21 protein-coding genes are annotated in these 16975 nt (G+C 67.8%); 12 read left to right on the top strand and 9 right to left on the bottom strand.

Annotation, left to right across the window (positions count from 1 at the left end; translation table 11 throughout):
• Positions 1 to 93: 93 nt before the first annotated feature.
• Positions 94 to 690, top strand: a complete 597-nt coding sequence (locus tag ACFVIV_RS36105; RefSeq protein WP_379204333.1) for an HdeD family acid-resistance protein — start codon at positions 94 to 96, stop codon at positions 688 to 690.
• A gap of 15 nt (positions 691 to 705) precedes the next feature.
• Here ACFVIV_RS36105 and ACFVIV_RS36100 read toward each other — a convergent pair whose 3' ends face one another.
• The gene (locus ACFVIV_RS36100) at positions 706 to 1593 is read right to left on the bottom strand and encodes an SPFH domain-containing protein (protein ID WP_379204331.1); all 888 of its coding nucleotides are present in this window, start codon (positions 1591 to 1593) and stop codon (positions 706 to 708) included.
• 97 nt (positions 1594 to 1690) lie between these two features.
• Between ACFVIV_RS36100 and ACFVIV_RS36095 the strand changes: the two genes are divergently transcribed.
• The 3 genes from ACFVIV_RS36095 to ACFVIV_RS36085 all read left to right on the top strand — a co-directional run bounded on the left by ACFVIV_RS36095 (position 1691) and on the right by ACFVIV_RS36085 (position 4235).
• The gene (locus ACFVIV_RS36095) at positions 1691 to 1909 is read left to right on the top strand and encodes a hypothetical protein (RefSeq protein ID WP_379204329.1); all 219 of its coding nucleotides are present in this window, start codon (positions 1691 to 1693) and stop codon (positions 1907 to 1909) included.
• A 49-nt stretch (positions 1910 to 1958) separates the two neighbouring features.
• Positions 1959 to 2897, top strand: a complete 939-nt coding sequence (locus ACFVIV_RS36090) for a hypothetical protein (RefSeq protein WP_379204327.1) — start codon at positions 1959 to 1961, stop codon at positions 2895 to 2897.
• Between the two features lie 141 nt (positions 2898 to 3038).
• Positions 3039 to 4235: a DUF418 domain-containing protein gene (locus ACFVIV_RS36085; RefSeq protein WP_379204325.1), complete on the top strand. Its 1197-nt coding sequence runs from the start codon at positions 3039 to 3041 to the stop codon at positions 4233 to 4235.
• A 49-nt stretch (positions 4236 to 4284) separates the two neighbouring features.
• Here the strand turns inward: ACFVIV_RS36085 and ACFVIV_RS36080 are convergent, their stop codons facing one another.
• The 3 genes from ACFVIV_RS36080 to ACFVIV_RS36070 are packed head-to-tail and all read right to left on the bottom strand — an operon-like array spanning position 4285 to position 6115.
• Positions 4285 to 4644 (bottom strand): VOC family protein, encoded by a 360-nt coding sequence (locus tag ACFVIV_RS36080; protein WP_379204323.1) that lies wholly within the window; start codon positions 4642 to 4644, stop codon positions 4285 to 4287.
• A 59-nt stretch (positions 4645 to 4703) separates the two neighbouring features.
• A complete protein-coding gene (locus ACFVIV_RS36075) occupies positions 4704 to 5534 on the bottom strand; it encodes an alpha/beta hydrolase (protein WP_379204321.1) in 831 nt (276 codons plus the stop codon).
• The gene (locus ACFVIV_RS36070; RefSeq protein ID WP_379204319.1) at positions 5531 to 6115 is read right to left on the bottom strand and encodes a TetR/AcrR family transcriptional regulator; all 585 of its coding nucleotides are present in this window, start codon (positions 6113 to 6115) and stop codon (positions 5531 to 5533) included. The genes ACFVIV_RS36075 and ACFVIV_RS36070 overlap by 4 nt, the downstream gene beginning before the upstream one ends.
• A 206-nt stretch (positions 6116 to 6321) precedes the next feature.
• Here ACFVIV_RS36070 and ACFVIV_RS36065 point away from each other — a divergent pair, with 206 nt between their 5' ends.
• A complete protein-coding gene (locus tag ACFVIV_RS36065; RefSeq protein ID WP_379204317.1) occupies positions 6322 to 7158 on the top strand; it encodes an alpha/beta fold hydrolase in 837 nt (278 codons plus the stop codon).
• Positions 7159 to 7179: 21 nt separating this feature from the next.
• On the opposite strand, the gene ACFVIV_RS36060 is transcribed toward ACFVIV_RS36065, so the two are convergent.
• Positions 7180 to 8289 carry an FAD-dependent oxidoreductase gene (locus ACFVIV_RS36060; RefSeq protein WP_379204315.1) on the bottom strand — a complete coding sequence of 370 codons (1110 nt, stop codon included), beginning with the start codon at positions 8287 to 8289 and terminating at the stop codon, positions 7180 to 7182.
• 67 nt (positions 8290 to 8356) lie between these two features.
• Between ACFVIV_RS36060 and ACFVIV_RS36055 the strand changes: the two genes are divergently transcribed.
• Entirely contained in the window at positions 8357 to 9037 is a 681-nt protein-coding gene (locus tag ACFVIV_RS36055; RefSeq protein WP_379204313.1) for a TetR/AcrR family transcriptional regulator, read from the top strand.
• A 48-nt stretch (positions 9038 to 9085) separates the two neighbouring features.
• Here ACFVIV_RS36055 and ACFVIV_RS36050 read toward each other — a convergent pair whose 3' ends face one another.
• Positions 9086 to 9943 (bottom strand): SMP-30/gluconolactonase/LRE family protein, encoded by an 858-nt coding sequence (locus ACFVIV_RS36050; protein ID WP_379204311.1) that lies wholly within the window; start codon positions 9941 to 9943, stop codon positions 9086 to 9088.
• A 129-nt stretch (positions 9944 to 10072) separates the two neighbouring features.
• On the opposite strand from ACFVIV_RS36050, the gene ACFVIV_RS36045 reads away from it, so the two are divergent.
• From ACFVIV_RS36045 to ACFVIV_RS36030, 4 genes are all read left to right on the top strand, one after another.
• Complete coding sequence (locus tag ACFVIV_RS36045; protein ID WP_379204309.1) at positions 10073 to 10357, top strand: hypothetical protein; 285 nt, start codon at positions 10073 to 10075, stop codon at positions 10355 to 10357.
• Positions 10354 to 10671, top strand: coding sequence for a hypothetical protein (locus ACFVIV_RS36040; RefSeq protein WP_379204307.1), 318 nt, complete (start codon positions 10354 to 10356; stop codon positions 10669 to 10671). The genes ACFVIV_RS36045 and ACFVIV_RS36040 overlap by 4 nt, the downstream gene beginning before the upstream one ends.
• Positions 10672 to 10778: 107 nt before the next feature.
• Positions 10779 to 11186, top strand: coding sequence for a YciI family protein (locus ACFVIV_RS36035; RefSeq protein WP_379204305.1), 408 nt, complete (start codon positions 10779 to 10781; stop codon positions 11184 to 11186).
• Positions 11187 to 11192: 6 nt separating this feature from the next.
• Positions 11193 to 12338: an RNA polymerase sigma factor gene (locus ACFVIV_RS36030; RefSeq protein ID WP_379204303.1), complete on the top strand. Its 1146-nt coding sequence runs from the start codon at positions 11193 to 11195 to the stop codon at positions 12336 to 12338.
• 1 nt (position 12339) lies between these two features.
• On the opposite strand, the gene ACFVIV_RS36025 is transcribed toward ACFVIV_RS36030, so the two are convergent.
• Both ACFVIV_RS36025 and ACFVIV_RS36020 read right to left on the bottom strand, forming a co-directional pair.
• The gene (locus ACFVIV_RS36025; RefSeq protein ID WP_379204301.1) at positions 12340 to 12798 is read right to left on the bottom strand and encodes a hypothetical protein; all 459 of its coding nucleotides are present in this window, start codon (positions 12796 to 12798) and stop codon (positions 12340 to 12342) included.
• Between the two features lie 88 nt (positions 12799 to 12886).
• Positions 12887 to 13774 (bottom strand): alpha/beta fold hydrolase, encoded by an 888-nt coding sequence (locus tag ACFVIV_RS36020; protein WP_379204299.1) that lies wholly within the window; start codon positions 13772 to 13774, stop codon positions 12887 to 12889.
• Between the two features lie 79 nt (positions 13775 to 13853).
• Here ACFVIV_RS36020 and ACFVIV_RS36015 point away from each other — a divergent pair, with 79 nt between their 5' ends.
• Positions 13854 to 14480, top strand: a complete 627-nt coding sequence (locus ACFVIV_RS36015; protein WP_379204393.1) for a winged helix-turn-helix transcriptional regulator — start codon at positions 13854 to 13856, stop codon at positions 14478 to 14480.
• A 72-nt stretch (positions 14481 to 14552) separates the two neighbouring features.
• Here the strand turns inward: ACFVIV_RS36015 and ACFVIV_RS36010 are convergent, their stop codons facing one another.
• A complete protein-coding gene (locus tag ACFVIV_RS36010; RefSeq protein WP_379204297.1) occupies positions 14553 to 15596 on the bottom strand; it encodes a fused (3R)-hydroxyacyl-ACP dehydratase subunits HadA/HadB in 1044 nt (347 codons plus the stop codon).
• 204 nt (positions 15597 to 15800) lie between these two features.
• On the opposite strand from ACFVIV_RS36010, the gene ACFVIV_RS36005 reads away from it, so the two are divergent.
• Positions 15801 to 16975, top strand: a 1175-nt coding sequence (locus ACFVIV_RS36005) for a cytochrome P450 (RefSeq protein ID WP_379204295.1), incomplete at its 3' end; no start/stop codon positions are given.

Raw genomic sequence — 16975 nt, 5'->3', positions numbered from 1 at the left:
CACGCCGGAGCTGCTGGTACGCGGCGCGCGGTGCGGACATGCCGTGTGTGCAAACCTGCGGTTAAAAGGACTAATCGGTCATATCATTGCGCTATGCCCACCACCCGAATCGAGGGGCGTACTGCGGTGTTTGCCGACTGGGCTTGGCAGGCACTGCTGGTCACCGGTGTGTGTTCGGTGGCGCTGGGACTGGTGCTGCTGGCGTGGCCCGGCAAGACGGAGACGGTGGCGGGCACGCTCAGTGCGCTCGTGCTGCTGAGTAGTGCTGCGGTGCAGTGGATCGTGGCGTTCGGGACGCGGATCTCGACGCCGCTCAAGGTGCTCGAGTTCGGCAGCGGGGTGGTGGCGCTGCTGCTGGGGCTGTGGTGCTTCGACAGCGGGCAGTGGGTGTTGTTGCTGGCCTTGTGGATCGGCATGGGGTGGATGATCCGCGGGGTCGTGCAGGCCATTGTGGGCGCCTGGTCGGAGGAGTTCGCGGGGGCGGGGCGGCAGGAAGTGGTGGGGTTGTGCACCACGGTGATGGGAATCGTGGTGGCCGTGGTGCCGTTCGGGTCGATGACGGCGCTGGCGCTGGCGGTCGGCCCGTATCTGATCCTGCTCGGGGTCAGTGAGATTCTCACCGCGGCCCGGGTGGATCGGGGCGCGGTGCAGGCGGTTCCGGAGGGCGGGCCGTCGGCGCTGTGGAACTGACGGCCCGCCGACGGCTCAGCGTGCCGGAATGGTGGTGGCGAGCCCGGTGCCGGGCCAGCACTGGAATCCGGTCGGCAGCTGCTTCCCGCTGTTGAGCAGGTCGAGGCACTTGGACACCAGCACATTCGGGTCCTTCAGCGATTCGGTGAGCAGCCGGTTGGCCTCGGCCTCGGCCACCGCGGTGCGCTGCTTCTGCTCGGCGATGCGGGTGTCGGCGATCTGCGCCTGATAGGCGTTGATCTTGGCTTGGGTCTGCTGATCGAAGTGGACGATGGAAATGATGACGTTCTGCACGTCGATCTGCCCGCCGATCTTCGCCTTCAGCTTCTCGGTGGCCTGCACCGACATATCGGTCAGATTGGGGCCGCCCGCATTCTGCGGTTCGAGCGGGTTGTAGCCGGCGAAGATCTCGTTGAGGGTGGCATTGAGCTCGCGGGTCACCAGGCTGTCCTTGATATTGGCGATGGTGTGGTAATCCCGGAACAAGGTGTCCGCGGCCGCGTGATGGATGCGCCAGCGCACCGTATTGTCCACGCACGCCGTGGAATTGTTGGCCAGCCGGATGGAACTGCCGCCGGAGCAGGTGTTGTCCTTGAATCCGCCGAGCTGATTATTGGTCTGGATGGTGCCGTCCAGCTCCGGGACCTTCTGCCACGGCCAGACGAAGTGCAGGCCGTTCTCCTTGGTGCCCACCGGTTTTCCGAACGAGGTGACGATGCCGACATTGCGGGTCGAGACAATGCTGGTCGAGGACACGGCCAGCAGGATCAGGCCGAGGGTGAGCAGCGCGAGCGCGGTGGCTCTGGTCGGGCCGCGGTCGGCATAGGGCCGGCCGCGCATGCTGATCAGCACGATCAGGGCCGAGACGAGTATCAGGACGGCGAGCAAGAACAGCCAGGGCATCACATCTCCTCGGGCAGACGGCACAGCGTGCTACAGCTTGTCACGAATACCGCTGAAACACCGGTGTTCCCAAGCGCATTGGGCTAGCGTGGACGGCGTGTCGGAGATCGATCGGCTCTGCGAGATCAGCCGGGTCGCGCGCGCCGACGTCGAAGCGCTCGGCGATCTCGGCGAGGACCGCCACGCCGTGCTGCGCGCCGCCTACGAGCACGCCCGCGACCACCGCGAGCGCGAACTGGGCGACGCCGTCGACAACGGACTCACCCTGCTGCCGGCCCTGATCCGGAGCGCGGTGCGCCGCATCCTGTTCTCCTGACGGGCACGCCCGGCCGGGCCCGTCGGGAACCGACGTCCATGGGGGGACCATGACGAATCTCGCCGCCCGCGCGGAAGTGGTCAAGCTCGCGCGCGAACTGCACACCGCCCCTGAGGATCTGGCCTTCCTGCTCGACAGCGACCCGGTCGCCATCCGGCGCGTGCGCCAGAGCATGCACCACAGCCTCGACGCCCGCTACCGCCCCATGTTCCAGCGCGTGGCCCGGGTGAGCGCCCTGGTTCCCGACCGGCTGTCGATCACCATCGCGATCCGCTTCTTCGGCCCGATGCTGTGCGGCATGATCGCCAGCTCCCTCTCACCCGCCCGCGCGACGGCGCTCATCGGCCACATCCCGCGCGACTTCCTCGCCGACGTCGCCGCCTACGTCGACCCCGAGGCCGCCACCCCCATCGTGCGCGCCTTCGACACCGACATCCTGGTGCCGGTCATGCAGGACCTGCTGCACCGCAAGGATTTCGTCACCCTCGCCCGCTTCCTCGTCGCCGCCACCGACGAGCAGCTGCTGGGCGTCCTACCGCACATCGAATCCGGCGAGGACCTGCTCATGGTCGGCTTCAACGCCGAACTCGACACCGTCTCCGACCGCTTCGAACTCGTCCTGGGAAGCCTGCCCGAACACCGCGTCCGCGACCTCCTGCAAGCCGCCCACGACCTGGACCGTTTCACCGAAGCACTCACCTTCCTGCAATTCCTCACCCCCGAAACCCTCGGCCGCGTCGCCGACATCGCCGCCGAGATGGGCCCGGACCTGCTCACCCACATGGTCGACGCCACCCGCCGCGAACTCTCCTGGGCCGAACTGATTCCCGTCGCGGCCGCCATGTCCCCGCAGAACGGCCAACGATTCCTCGACCTCGAAATCTGGGACGCCGACGCGCTCACCGCCATGGCCGAGGAGATCGAGCGCAGCGGCCACTGGCCAGAGATGCTCAAAGCGGTCAACGAGAAGCGCGAAACTCTCGGCTGAGCGACGGAATCGGTTGGTGCATAGCTGCACTCACTGCACCGGCATCGGTCTCATGGATGGGTGTCAATACCGCTGAGGTCGTTTCCGGAGTAGGGGAGTCGGTGGATGTGCGGAGGGCGGGAGCGGTCCTAGCGTGGCCGCATGTCCGCTGAAGTGGAATCGGCGTCGGGGATCGGGGCCGGGAAGCGCATCGGGGAAGTCGACACCCTGCGCGGGTTCGCGCTGTTCGGGATTCTGATCACGAACGCTCTGGTGCTGACGATGCTGATGTCGTTCGTGGGTGCGGGCGGTGAGGTGCGGCCGACCTTCGACGGCGGCATCGACCGGTTCGTGTACGCGGTGATGTACGGGCTGTTCCTCGGGCGGTTCTATCTGCTGTTCGCGTTCCTGTTCGGGTATTCGTTCACCCTGCAGATCGCGGCGGCCGAGCGGGCGGGTGCGGCGCCGGTGCGGCGGTTGCTGCGGCGGGCCGGGGCATTGTTCGTGATCGGGATCGCGCATGCGATGTTGCTGTGGATCGGCGACATCCTCACGCTGTACGCGGTGTTGTGTGTGATTCTGGTGCTGCTGCGCAAGCTGCGGCCGCGGACCGCGGTCATCTCCGCGCTGGTGCTGTACGCGCTGTTCTGCGGGCTGGCGTTCCTGCCCGGCGGGACGGGCGGCATCGAGGGGTTCGGGGAGTTCTTCGATCTGCGGCGCATGCACGAGGGGTACACCGGCGGCTTCGGCGACACCTTCGAGACGCAGCTGGGGTTGGCGCCGGGGTTCCTACTGTTCATTTTCGTCGGGCAGGGCCTTCCGAGCCTGGGCATGTTCCTGCTCGGGATGGCGGCCGGAAAGCGGCGGGTCTTCGAGGACCCGGATCTGCTGCGCCGCTGGACCCCGCGCGCCATGGCGGTGGGATTCGGTGTGGGGCTTCCGGTTTCGATCGCGACGATCGTGCTCTGGACGTTCGGGGCCGACGTGCCGTCGTACTGGTCGGGGATTCAGGAGCTGGCGAATCCGTTCATGACCCTCGGCTATGTCGCCACGATCGGGTGGCTGACGCGGTCGCGCTGGGCCGGTGCGGTGGCGTGGCTGGCGCCGGCCGGGCGCATGGCGGCCTCGAACTACATTGCCCAGTCGGTCATTTTCATGGTCGTCTACACCGGATACGGGCTGGCCCTGGCCGATCGGGTGCCGCCGGCCGCGGTCGTCGCCCTCGGCGTGGTGACCTTTGCCGTGCAGCTGCGGGTGAGCGCGTGGTGGCTGGACCGGTTCGCCTACGGGCCCGTCGAATGGGTGCTGCGGGCGGTGACCTACCGGTCGGTCCCGCCTTGGCGGAAGGCGTCGGCGTGAACGGTGGTCAGAACGGGATCGGCCGCATTCTCGACACGATCACACTGGATCAGGGCAGGTTGTAGGCCGTGTCATGACGCGGCTGGTACAAGCCCACCTCGCCGGCGCCCGGCACTCGCAGATACGTGAGCAGACCCCAGCCCGCATTGGTGACCTCGGCGGCGAACTCGACGCCTCGGGCCCGCAGCTGTGTCATGGTGGCCTCGAGGTCGTCGCACATGAAATACAGCGCGGCCCGGCCACTTTCGTCGGGCCCCGACGGGTGCACCGCCAGCTCGGCGGGTGGGGATTTGAAGATCAACCAGCCGTCGTCGGCGTCGATGTTCGGCAGTTCGAGCACATCGCGGAAGAAGGACCGGGCCGCATCGGCATCGGTGACGGAGATGATCATGTGCGCTCCATTGATCATTTCTGAACGCTAACAGCGCGCCCGCCGACACCGGCGCAACCGAGCCGAGCCCGATGTCGTCAGGAAGGCACGGGGGCGAGCAGCGAGGTGACGAGCCGGCGGGTGAACGCGGCGGGCTCATCGGTGAAACCGCTGTGGCCGCCCGGGAATTCGGTCACCTCGAGACCCAGTTCGGCGGCCAGCACCGCGGCCGGGCGCGCGGGCAGCTGCGTGCCGGTCTCGCGGCCCGAGGCCGGCACCAGGCGGTCGGCGACCGGGCGCAGGGCTTCGATGTCGGGAACGTAGGAGGTGAACTGCCGCAGTTCGTGTTCCATCATGAGCGGGCCATTGGCCATCAACCGGCCGATCATCGCCGCGGCGCGCGACGGGAGGCCGGCCGGATCGGGCATCGGCTTCATGGTGCCGCCGATGCCCTCGAGGAACCGCGCCCCCGCCGCGCCGGGTCCCGCGGTGCGGAACAGGGTGTAGACCTCCTCGACGAACGCCGACTGCGCCTCGGCATCGGGCAGGACCGCGAAGCACGGCGGCTCGTGCGCGACCATGCGACGCACGCTTTCCGGATGCCGCGCCAGCAGATCCAGCGCGACGATCGCGCCGCTGCTGCCGCCGAACACATAGGCCGGCTCATCGGTGAGCGTGGCGATCAGCTGATAGGCGTCATCACTCTGCACATCCACGCGCTGATCCTGCGGCCCGTCATCGAGGGTGCTGCGGGAGTATCCGCGCGGATCGAGCGACACGACGGTGAACCGTGCGGCGAGCGCATCGGCGATCGGATCGAACACCGCCGCATCCCCGCCGCCACCCGGAAGCAACAACAGCAGCGGCCCGCCACCGCGCACCTCATAGAAGAGGGTCGCGCCGGGCACCCGCAGATAATCGTGTCTCATCGGTCCTCCTGACTGTTCGGCCACTGCTGCAACAGCAGATGCAGGGCATCGAGAATGCGCGCCCACGAGCTGTCGGTGGCCCGCGAATGCGCGAACCCGCCACTCGTCTCGAGCGTGGCGTACCCGTGAAAAGTGCTGCGCAGCAACCGACTCGCATCGATCATGGCCTCATCGTGCAGGTCGTAGGCCCGCAACATGGCCGCGGTCAACTCGATACTGCGCTGCGCCGCAAGGGAATCGGCGGCCGCGGCCGGATCGATCGCACTCTGCGTCGCGGCATACCGCCCCGGAAACTCCCGCGCGTAATCCCGATACGCATTGGCGAACGCGACCAGCGCATCCTTGCCCGACCGTCCCGCCACCGCCGCCGCAATCCGATCCGCCAGCTCCCCGGTCGCCAGCAGCGCCACCCGCGTCCGCAGATCCCGCACGTTCCGCACATGCGAATACAGGCTCGGGTCCTTCACGCCGAACCTCTTGGCCACCGCCGCCAGCGTGACGTTGTCGAACCCGATGTCATCGGCCAGTTCGGCGGCCGCGCGCGTGATCCGCTCGGCAGTGAGCCCTGCACGGGGTGCCATCCACATCCTTCCTAATTTGATTAGGCTGAAACCTAATATACATAGGTTTGCGGAGTGGGCAAACCCGCGCACGGAGGAGCAGCCGGCCAACGGCCGCCGTTTACCGTCCGGCGCAAGGAGTTTCACCACTATGACGCCGGCCGATGATTTTGCGGCGCGGGTACCGTCGGAAGTGGTGCCGTACCGTTCGATCACCGGGAGTGCCCATGACCTCTACCGCCCCTGTCAGCACCGCGACCCTGACCGTCCCCGATGGCGTTCTCTACTACGAACTACGAGGCAGGGGCCCGCTGCTCGCGCTCATCGGCTCGCCCATGAACGCCGTGCCCTATGTTCCGGTGGCCGAGCTGCTGGCAGCGGATTTCACGGTGCTGACCACCGATCCGCGCGGTCACAATCGCAGCATTCTGCACGATCCGGAGACCGACGCCAGCGCCGAAGCGCGGGCCGATGATGTCGCGAGATTGCTCGCCCATGTCGACAGGGGACCGGCCGCGGTGTTCGGGTCCAGCGGGGGCGCGGTCACCGGTCTGGCGCTCGCGCAAGCGAATCCGGGACTGGTGCACACGCTGATCGCGCACGAGCCGCCGCTGCGGGAACTGCTCGACGAGCGGGCCGAGCTGCGGGCCGCCGCCGAGGAGATGAAGGCCATCGCCCGCACCGGGGACTTCGCGGGCGCGTACAAGAAGTTCTTCGCCATGGCGAAGGTTCCGATACCGGCCGAGGCCATCGACCAGATGTTCGGCGGCGAGCGGGAGCCGCGTGAAATCGCTTCCGACCGTTACTTTTTCGACCACGAATACGATTTCACGGTCAACTGGACGCCGGACGCCGACGCGCTGCGGCAGGGCGCGACGCGCCTGGTGATCGGCATCGGCGACACCTCCGCCGGCCAGTTCTGCGACCACACCTCGCGAGCGCTCGGCACGCTGCTGGACATCGAGCCCGTCCTGTTCCCGGGCGGCCACACCGGTTTCATGGAGCATCCCGACGCGTTCGCGAAGCGCCTGCGCGACGTCCTGCAGATCGGAGACGAGGTCTAGCGGCGCGAGGCCGCCCGGCGTTCAGCCCGGCTGGAAGAACTCGAGCATTCTCCGGCCGGCGTCGGGCGACATCAGCAATTCCTGCAAGTCCGCGGACATCCGGGCGGCCGCGCCGGTGCGTTCGAACATCTCGCGTTCGTATTCTGCGACGGCAGTGGGGAAGTCGTGCGGGTGCGCAGCCAGCGCGAGACCGAGCACAGCGCCGTCGAGCAGGGCCATGTTCGCGCCCTCGCCGACCGGCGGCATCAGGTGCGCGGCATCGCCGACCAGCGTGACGCCCGGCGTCGACGGCCAGGTCAGGCCGACCGGCAGCGTGGTGATCGACCGCGGCACGATCGTGTCGTCGCAGGCCGCGATCAGTGCGGTGAACCGTGCGTCCCAGCCGGGCAGCAGCTCGATCAGGCGCGCCCGGGCGGCGGCCGGATCGTCGAAGGGGATCCCGCTGGTGGCGAACCAGTCCTCACCGGTGTTGTAGAAGCTGATGCCGATGCGCACGCGGCCGTCGCCATTGCGCTGCGCCGCGAGGGACACCCCATTGCCGAGCACCCAGTAATTGCCGCGCCCGATCATCGCCGCGAGGTCCGGGTGCGTGCGGTCGATGTCGGGAATGCCGATCTCGACGACGTTCTGGCCGATATGCGCCGGGCGGGCGTCGGTGAGCATCGCGCGAACACGGGACTGCGCGCCGTCCGCGCCGACCAGCAGGTCATAGGTCGCACCGCTGCCGTCGGCGAAGTGCAGCAGGCCCTCCGCGGCGGAGGCGAATGCGCGCCCCCAGCGCACCATGCCTTCGGGCAGGGAATCCAGCAGCAGGTCGCGCAGATCGGCACGGTCGACCTCGGGTCGTGCGAGCGGGGCGTCCTCGGGTGTGTCCTCCTGCAGCAGCAGGGTGCCGTCCGGCTCGAGCAGGCGCATGTCCTGCCCTTCACCGCGGGCGATGGCATGGAACCGATCGATCAGCCCGGCCTCGCGCAGTGCCCGCTGCCCGGAATGGATATCGAGCATGCCGCCCTGCCCACGTGCGTCGCGCGCGAGTTCCCGTTCGTACACGACGGCGTCGATGCCGTTCACGTGCAGCACCCGGGCGAGGGCCAGGCCGCCCAGTCCGGCTCCGACGATCGCGATGTCCATGACTCTCCTTTGATACACCGTATTTGCCAATACACTGTATCGCGGCATGCGATGTATCGTCAGCGGCATGTTGGTGTGGGAACGGCCGGAGCCGCCGGATCGACCGGCGCCCGCCCCATTGAACCGGGAGCGCATCGTCCGGGCGGCCGTCGAACTCGCCGATGCGGACGGCCTGGAAGCGGTATCGCTGCGCAAGCTCGCCGCCGCACTCGACGTCGGCCCGATGCGGCTCTACGGCTACATCGCCACCAAGGACGAGCTGCTCGATCTGATGGTCGATGCCGTCTACGCCGAAATCCGCCCCGCCGGAAACGGGTGGCGAGAAGTGCTGCGCTCCCTGGCCGAAACCACCCGCCGGGCCGCGCATCACCACGAATGGCTGGCCGATCTGATCGGCGGTCGCCCCCAGCTCGGACCCCACGCACTGGCCAGGGGAGAGACCGTGGTGGCCGCGATGGCCGATATCGACGTGGACGCCGTCATGCCGGTGGTCGACGCGGTCACCGCGTATGTCATCGGCGCGGTCCGCCGGGAGATCACCGAGCGGCGCGCCGAGCGGGCCACCGGCATGGATCAGCGGCAATGGCAGGCATCCTTCGGCCCCTACCTCGAACGAACCTTCGCCACCGGCCGATTCCCCGCCCTGTCCACGGTCATCCGCGACGCCGTCCACCTCGACCCCGACGAAACCTTCCGCACCGGCCTGGAGTTCCTGCTCGACGGCATCCAGGCCCGTCTCACGCGCTGATTCGCGCGTCCGCCCGCGCGGTCGCCCCGGGGCTGGAGAACCGCTCGTCTAGGGTCGGCCGGCGTGGGGTGCGGGAGCCTGGACCATGAGCACCTGCCCGGTGCGGTCCTGCTCCGACATGCCTTCGGCGCCTTTCCATTCCGCGGCGACCACGAACAGGGTGCGGCCGTCGGCGCCGCCGAGCATGCAGGCGAAGGGGCTGCGGTCGAGGGGGACTTCGGCCAGGACTTCGCCGCCTTCGCGCACGCGCAGGCAGCGTTCCATGGCGGCGCACCAGACGGCGCCGTCGGCGTCGACGCAGATGCCGTCGGGGTAGCCGTCGATCTCGGCCCAGACGCGGCGGTTCGTCAGTGCGCCGTTGTCGCCGATGTCGAAGGCGGTCAGGCATTTCGCGTAGGACTCGGCGACGATGAGGGTCGAGCCGTCGGGGGTGATCGCCATGCCGTTGGGGAACCGCAGGCCCTCGGCGACGGGGTAGACGCGGCCGTCGGGGAGGACGACGGCGATCAGGCCGGGCTGGGGTTCGGCGCCGCCCATCATGTCGAAGCCGATGCAGTTGATGTAGGCGTTGCCGTGCCGATCGACCACGATCTCGTTCCACGGATATTCGGAGAGATCGTCCAGGTCGGCGTGGGTGGTCAGCGAGCCGTCGGGTTCGCGGCGCAGCAGTGTCGGTTCGCCGGCGTTCGAGAGCACGAGCAGGCGTCCGTCGGGCAGCCAGTCGAAGCAGAAGGGCATGCCGTCCATGGTCAGTTCGACTCGCCGGTTCCCGTCCTCGTCGACGGACATGACTTCGCGCGTGAGCCAATCCGAGAGCCACAGGCGCCCGTCGTGCCAGCGCGGGGATTCCCCGAGCGCCAGCCCTTCCAGCAGCACCGCCGGCGCCATCGACAAGATCTTGGACATACGTCACCTCCGGATTCGAGTCGTCTGCAATGCAGACGGCGCCGGTCTGCGGAATTCATCGCTCGGGCGCCGGAATCGGAAAACCGAATCTCACCCGGAGGTAATACCGAGGTATTATGGTCGCAGATCGTGGAGTTCGAATGGTGGATCGGCAGTGACCACTACCTGAAATGGTCGGACGTCGCGGCCTGGGAAGTGATGGAGGTGCTGTACTCCCCGCATCGGTGGCCGCGCGCGGCGACCACGCGGGACGGGCTACCGGTGCTCACCGTCTGGGGCCGCACCGAGGAGGGCCGGGCCATTGTCGTGATTCTGCGACCGCTGCGATCATCCGAGAAGTGGCAGATTCTGATGGCGGTGCCGATGGAACCACGCCAGCTCGAGGAGTTCACCGCATGGGAGGCACACCAATGAGCACAATGCACGATCCGATCTCCGGCGAGGACCCCCGCAAGTTCCTCGACTCGCTCGTCTACACCGACGCGCCCGAAATGCCCGCCCTGCCACCGACCTCCGAGGAGATCGAGCAGGGCATGGTCACCACCTCGCTCAAGCTGCCCAAGGACATGCGCGACCGGGTGCGGGAGGTGGCCGCGGACCACTGCGTCACCGCGTCCATGCTCATCCGCCAGTACATCGAAATGGGTTTGGCCGCCGAACAACCCGACCGGCTGATCCCGCTGTCGGATGCCATCCGCGTGCTGAGCAACCTGCGTCCGACCGCCTGAGGAAAAAATCCTCGAGAAATCTCGCGGTAGATGTCGAGAACGCGGTCGCGGCTTCGTCCCCGGGGTGAATGCGGCCGGACGGGCCGCACCGCACAGAGGAGAACATCATGGCCAAATACCTGTTGCTCAAGCACTACCGCGGCGCCCCGGCCTCGGTCAACGACGTGCCGATGGATCAGTGGACGCCGGAGGAGATCTCGGCCCACATCCAGTACATGCGTGATTTCGCCACCCGGCTCGAAGCCACCGGCGAGTTCGTCAGCGAGCAGGCGCTGGCCCCGGAGGGCACGTTCGTGCGCTACGACGGCGAGGGCCGCCCGCCGGTCACCGACGGACCGTTCGCGGAGACCAAGGATCTGATCGCCGGGTGGATGATCATCGATGTCGACAGCTACGAGCGGGCCGTGGAACTGGCCGGCGAGCTGTCCGCGGCGCCGGGGGCGGGCGGCAAGCCGATTCACGAATGGCTCGAGCTGCGCCCGTTCTACACCGTGGCGCCGACCGTCACGGAGTGACGACCCGTGGATGAGACCCTGCTGCGGTCGCTCACCCCCACGGTGATCGGGATCCTCGTCCGCCGCGGAGCCGATTTCACGGCGGCCGAGGATGCCGTGCAGGAAGCCCTGATCGAAGCGGTGCGGGTGTGGCCGCAGCAGCCGCCGCGCGATGCCAAGGGCTGGTTGGTCGCCGTGGCCTGGCGCAAATTCCTCGACGCCGCCCGCGCCGACAGCTCGCGGCGGCAGCGCGAGGAACTCGTGGACGCCGAGCCGGCGCCGGGGCCGAGCGACGGGGTGGACGACACGCTGCAGTTGTATTTCCTGTGCGCGCATCCGTCGTTGACGCCGGCCTCGGCGGTGGCGCTGACCTTGCGGGCGGTCGGCGGCCTGACCACCAAACAGATCGCGCAGGCGTATCTGGTGCCGGAAGCGACCATGGCGCAGCGCATCAGCCGGGCCAAACGGACCGTCGCGCAGGTGCGTTTCGATCAGCCCGGTGATGTCGCCACGGTGCTGCGGGTGCTCTATCTCGTCTTCAATGAAGGCTATTCGGGTGATATCGATCTGGCGGCCGAGGCGATCCGGCTCACTCGCGAGCTCGCGGCTCGGATCAAGCATGAGGAGGTGGCGGGTCTGCTCGCGCTCATGCTGCTGCACCACGCCCGCCGCCCGGCGCGCACCCGGCCCGACGGCAGTCTCGTGCCGCTCGCCGAGCAGGATCGCGGGCTGTGGGATACCCGGCTGATCGCCGAGGGCGTCGATATTCTCCAGGCGGCGCTGGCCCGAGATCGCTTGGGGGAGTTCCAGGCTCAGGCCGCCATTGCCGCGCTGCACGCCGATGCTCGCACGGCCGAGGAGACCGACTGGGTGCAGATCGTCGAGTGGTACGACGAATTGCTGCGCCGCACCGATAATCCCGTGGCGCGGCTCAATCGTGCCGTCGCGGTCGGGGAGGCCGACGGCCCGCGGGCCGGTCTGGCCGCATTGGCCGAACTCGACCCCGGGCTGCCGCGGCACACCGCGGCCGCGGCCTATCTGCACGAGCGGGCGGGCGACACCTCGACCGCGGCGCGGCTCTACAGCGAGGCCGCCCGCGTGGCGACCACCCTGCCCGAACGTGATCACCTCACCCGGCAGGCGGCGCGGCTCAACGCGCGGCTGCGTGGCTGATTCAGGTGCGCGAAACCCGCAGATCCACCCGGTATTCCGACTGCGGGATGGTCTGGGTCGAGCCGCCGGGCCGCAATGCCACCAGGTGAATGCGGTAGCCGTCGAGCGCGAGTTCGTTGCCGGGAGGCTGGACCTTCAGGTCGTGCTCGGCGGCCGTGCCATTGCTGGTCACCGTGAGCGCGATGGTTGCATCGCCTTCCCATACGCACCGGATGTCGGGTTCCTCCGGGCAGCGGCTGTCATTGGATACGCCGCGGAACAGCACGGTGAGGCGGTCGTCGTCGAGGTGGGCCGTCGCGCCGGCGGCGAGGGTGAAGTCCGCGCCGAGTTCGGCATTCACGCTGCCCGGCACGGAGTCCGGCCCGGGTCCGGCCGGGGTCGGGGCGACGGGGGAGCCGCACGCGGTCACCACCGCGAGCAGCGCCGGGATTGCCCAGCGGGCCAGATGTTTTCCTCCCATGCCTACCCAGCCTGGCACAGGCTGCATTTCTGCTCTACATGCACAGGGGTCCGCTCTGCCTGGCAGGGCGGACCCATCGGAGGGTGAATCAGTGTTGCGGCGTTACCCAGTCGCGGAAGGCGGCGACGAACTCCTCGGGCGCGTCGGATTCCACGTAGGTGCCTGCGCCCTCGACGATCACGGTCTCGTGGTCGGGGAAGGTCGCTTCCAGGCGCTCGCGCTCCTGGGGGCGGAAGGCGATGTCGGCATCACCCCACACAATCAGTGTCGGTAGATGGGCGAGGTCGGGCAGGCCGGCCTCGACCTCGGCGAAGAACGCCCGGCTGGCGAGCAGCCGGTGGGGCAGTACCGCGGAGGCTCGGCGTCGCTCGGGAGTGTCCAGCGCCCGCCGGTAGTGGGTCATCTCGGCCGCGGTCGGCTTCCGCCGTCGGTGGCCGGTGGGGATGAACGCGTTGACGAGCAGGTTGATCCGCCGGACCAGGAACTGGCTCGCGGGGTTTCCGAGGGCGTGCGAGAAGGCCTCGAAGTGGAGGACGCCATTGGTCGGCCAGGCCCAGGTGTTGGCCAGCACCAGCCGATCGAAGACGCCCGGCCGCCGCTGCGCGGTGGCCAGTCCGATCACGCCACCCCAGTCCTGCCCGACCAGCGTGACCCCGTCCAGGCCGAGCGCGTCGACGAACCCGGTGACCACCTGCGCGTGCTCCTCGGGCAGGTAGCGGTAGCCGGGCCGCGGCGTCGACAGCCCGAAGCCCGGGTAATCGAGGGCGACGCACCGGAAGTCGTCGCGCAGTGCACGGATCACATCGCGCCAGAGGAACGACCAGGTCGGATTGCCGTGCAGGAACAGCAGTGTGGGTCCGGAACCCTCGTCGACGTAGTGCACGCTGTGCCCGTCGATCTCGGCGAAACGACTCTCGAACGGGAACAGTTCGTCGTCGACCCAGTCGGGCCGCACGCTCTCGGTGGTATCGGCCATGGCGTTCCCCTCTCGCCTCGGTCCTTCGGTAGACTTGAGCCTCTCAAGCGCACTTGAGAATATCAAGCAAAGGAAAATGATGCGCGGTTACGGCCAATACTGCGGGCTCGCCCGATCCCTCGAAGTCGTCGGCGATCGCTGGAACCTGCTCATCGTCCGCCAGCTCCTCATCACCCCCGCCCGCTACCGCGACCTGCTCGACGGCCTGCCCGGCATCGCCACCAACCTGCTCGCCGACCGCCTGCGCGACCTCGAGTCCGCGGGCGTGCTCGAGCGCCGGCTGGCCGGCGCGGGCAGCGTGGTCGAATACGCCCTCACGCCGTGGGGCGCCGAACTGCGCGGGCCGATCGAAAGTCTGATCCGCTGGTCCACCCCGCTGATGGTCCGCGGCCCCGAAGGTGACGCCTTCCGCCCCGAGTGGCTCGCCCTCGCCGTCCCCGCCCTGCTCGATACCCGCGTCGAACCCCGCCCCTCGGCAACGATCGGCCTCGAGATCGGCGGCCCGCTCCTCCAACTCCGCGCTGCACCCACCGGTTTCGAGGTCGGCCCGCACGATGGCGGCGACCTCGACGCCACCGTCCGCACCGATCCGGCCTACGTCCTCGCCCTCTCCGCCGGCGCCCTCACTCTCGGCGACGCCCTCGCCTTCGGGCTGGTCGAGGTCGACGGCGACGAGTCCATCGTTCGCACGGTCTTCGCCGCCTGACGGGTCCGCTCCGTCAGGCGCGCGATGCCGGCATCTCGGGGAGATACCGCACGTGCCACCTCCGGGCGGAGGTCAGGCGAGGCGGACGTCCGCGGTGGCAAGGCCGAAGATCTTACGGCCGGCCGATTTCGCGGTGATGACGACGACGGCCGTTCTGGCGTCGGGGTCGAGGGACTTGATGCGGCCGGTGAATTCCACGATTCCAGGGGAGTCGGATTCGATGATCGCGTAGTTCGAGAGGCGGACGCCGTAGCGGGTGAGCGCGGTCGGGTCGCCCAGCCACGCGGTGACGAATCCCGCGCCCAGGCCCATGGTGAGCATGCCGTGGGCGATGACATCCGGGAGGCCCGCGAGGGCGGCGATCCGGTCGTGCCAGTGGATCGGGTTCACGTCGCCGGAGACTCCGGCGTAGTTGACCAGGTCGCCGCGGGTCAGGCGCACGGAACGGGCGGGCAGCTCGGCGCCGACGGTCAGGTCCTCGAACCGGAGTGCGGTGCGCGGGCTACGCGTGCGGGAGATCGGCGAAAGACGCGCGGCGGGTAGGGAATCCGTTGCTGTCGGCGTCACGGCTTCCGCATCGGCGGATACGGCCGCGGCCCGTGAAGCCGTATCGAGCCCGGTCATGATGACACGCTCGATCGTGTCGCTGATGCCGGCATCGACATCGGCGTCGGTGATGCCCACGACGGTGGTGTGCATGATCTGCACGATGTCACCGGTCTGATCGGTGAAGGTGTTGGTGATGGTGAGCAGATCCCTGCCCGCAATCCGGCGCACCGAGGACAGCTCCACATCGCTGACCAACCGATCACCGGTCACCACGGGCTTGTACACCTCGAAAACCTGATCGGTCTGCACGAACGTGTCGTATCCGGCCATGACCGTATCCAGCAGCCTGCGATTGGCCAGCATCGCGGCGGTCGAAATGAACGTGGTCGGCGCAACCAGCCCGGCATACCCGAGTTCACCCGCGGCCGCCTCACTCCAGTGCACCGGATGAAAATCCTGCACCGCCCGCGCATACTCCCGGATCTTCTCCCGCCCCACTTCGTAGTAGTCGTCCGTCCGGTAACGATGCCCCACCAGTCCGGCCACATCGAACGCCGCTTCCACCAAAACTCTCCTCCATCAGGTCCTTCACCACCCGTAACCGACTCCGGCAACACCGGATCCACGAGTGAAGCCCCACCTTCTCACACGACCGCGCCCCCGAACACGTCGGCGGCAAGGGTTGGCCACTGCGGTGAATGACGCTCGGGTCGTTGGCGTTTCGGCAAACGGTGGTGGTCGGTACACACTCCCGACTAACGTGGTGTGTTGATGGATGAAGGCCTCAGTGACCCGGCTCGGTTGTCGCTATCTGATCGGAGGACCGCTTCGCGGAGCGGGGCGTCCAGAGCAGAAGAAGGGCAGCATGTAGTGAATCTTCGTGACGTCCCGTGCGGACCCGGGCGTGTGCCGATTCTCGGACACGGCTGGAGAATGCGGCGTGATCCGGTCCAGTTCATGGCGGATCTGGCTGGCGTCGGAAAAATAGTTCGTGTCGATATCGGCACTCGCGTTGTCTATGTCGTTACCGATTTCAAATTACTTCACAAGATGTTGGTAGAGAACCCGGACGCCTACGAGCGGGGCCTCCTCTTCGAACGCATCCGGCTCATTTTCGAGGAATCGCTGATCGTCGCGGACGGTCAGCAGCACAAGGATATTCGTCGTCTGGTGCAACCAGCGTTTCATCGAGCGGAGCTGGAAGGCTACGCGCCGATCTCGAAGCGTAACGCGGATGCGCTGGCGAGTTCATGGCGGCCGGGCGAGATTGTCGAGACCCGTTCCGCGCTGTTGGATCTGGTGATTACCGACCTGCTCGAGTCCATGTTCTCGCACGAGCCCGATGCCGACGAGCTGCAACTCATCTCGGGCCTGATCGAGAGCATAGGCGCGGGCGCCATAGTGGGCAGTGTGCTGCCGAAGCGACTGGCGAGCCTGCCCTTGCCGGTGAACCGCAAATTCCTGTCGGCCGGCACGCGACTGCGGGACTACTGCCGGGAGTTGATCGTGGCGCGCCGGCGCAGCGGTGTGCGCCGGAACGACCTGATCGATATCCTGCTGAATTCGCCTGGTGTCGAAGACCGTAGCGACAAGTTCCTGGCGGAGCAGGCCGTGACGATCCTCTTCGGCGGAATCGACGCCTTGACCGCCACGCTGACCTGGGCACTGTACGAGCTGTCCCAACGTCCGGAGGTGGCTTCGACACTGCGGCGCGAGATCTTGGATGCGGAAGGACTCGACCCCAGAAAACTCGATCAGCTCGACTACCTGAACTGTTTCCTGAACGAGGTCACGCGAATCCATTCGCCGATACTGCAGACCAGACGCAGTGTCGCCACGGTCGAACTCGATGGATTCACATTTCCCGCCGGAACCGATATCGGATACAGCATTGCGGCGGTTCACTACAACCCCCGTATTTTCGCCGAGCCGAACACCTTTGATCC

The organism is Nocardia sp. NPDC127526, assembly GCF_042672265.1.
Taxonomy (GTDB): domain Bacteria; phylum Actinomycetota; class Actinomycetes; order Mycobacteriales; family Mycobacteriaceae; genus Nocardia.
Note: the sequence above shows the minus strand (reverse complement) of the source record. Positions and strands in the feature narration are given on the sequence as shown.

What these genes read in the sequence shown, in the direction of transcription:
- ACFVIV_RS36105 (WP_379204333.1), top strand. Translation starts at nt 94, where the DNA reads ATGCCCACCACCCGAATCGAGGGGCGTACTGCGGTGTTTGCCGACTGG.
- ACFVIV_RS36100 (WP_379204331.1), bottom strand. Translation starts at nt 1,593, where the DNA reads ATGCCCTGGCTGTTCTTGCTCGCCGTCCTGATACTCGTCTCGGCCCTG.
- ACFVIV_RS36090 (WP_379204327.1), top strand. Translation starts at nt 1,959, where the DNA reads ATGACGAATCTCGCCGCCCGCGCGGAAGTGGTCAAGCTCGCGCGCGAA.
- ACFVIV_RS36085 (WP_379204325.1), top strand. Translation starts at nt 3,039, where the DNA reads ATGTCCGCTGAAGTGGAATCGGCGTCGGGGATCGGGGCCGGGAAGCGC.
- ACFVIV_RS36080 (WP_379204323.1), bottom strand. Translation starts at nt 4,644, where the DNA reads ATGATCAATGGAGCGCACATGATCATCTCCGTCACCGATGCCGATGCG.
- ACFVIV_RS36075 (WP_379204321.1), bottom strand. Translation starts at nt 5,534, where the DNA reads ATGAGACACGATTATCTGCGGGTGCCCGGCGCGACCCTCTTCTATGAG.
- ACFVIV_RS36070 (WP_379204319.1), bottom strand. Translation starts at nt 6,115, where the DNA reads ATGGCACCCCGTGCAGGGCTCACTGCCGAGCGGATCACGCGCGCGGCC.
- ACFVIV_RS36065 (WP_379204317.1), top strand. Translation starts at nt 6,322, where the DNA reads ATGACCTCTACCGCCCCTGTCAGCACCGCGACCCTGACCGTCCCCGAT.
- ACFVIV_RS36060 (WP_379204315.1), bottom strand. Translation starts at nt 8,289, where the DNA reads ATGGACATCGCGATCGTCGGAGCCGGACTGGGCGGCCTGGCCCTCGCC.
- ACFVIV_RS36055 (WP_379204313.1), top strand. Translation starts at nt 8,357, where the DNA reads ATGTTGGTGTGGGAACGGCCGGAGCCGCCGGATCGACCGGCGCCCGCC.
- ACFVIV_RS36050 (WP_379204311.1), bottom strand. Translation starts at nt 9,943, where the DNA reads ATGTCCAAGATCTTGTCGATGGCGCCGGCGGTGCTGCTGGAAGGGCTG.
- ACFVIV_RS36040 (WP_379204307.1), top strand. Translation starts at nt 10,354, where the DNA reads ATGAGCACAATGCACGATCCGATCTCCGGCGAGGACCCCCGCAAGTTC.
- ACFVIV_RS36035 (WP_379204305.1), top strand. Translation starts at nt 10,779, where the DNA reads ATGGCCAAATACCTGTTGCTCAAGCACTACCGCGGCGCCCCGGCCTCG.
- ACFVIV_RS36025 (WP_379204301.1), bottom strand. Translation starts at nt 12,798, where the DNA reads ATGGGAGGAAAACATCTGGCCCGCTGGGCAATCCCGGCGCTGCTCGCG.
- ACFVIV_RS36020 (WP_379204299.1), bottom strand. Translation starts at nt 13,774, where the DNA reads ATGGCCGATACCACCGAGAGCGTGCGGCCCGACTGGGTCGACGACGAA.
- ACFVIV_RS36015 (WP_379204393.1), top strand. Translation starts at nt 13,854, where the DNA reads ATGCGCGGTTACGGCCAATACTGCGGGCTCGCCCGATCCCTCGAAGTC.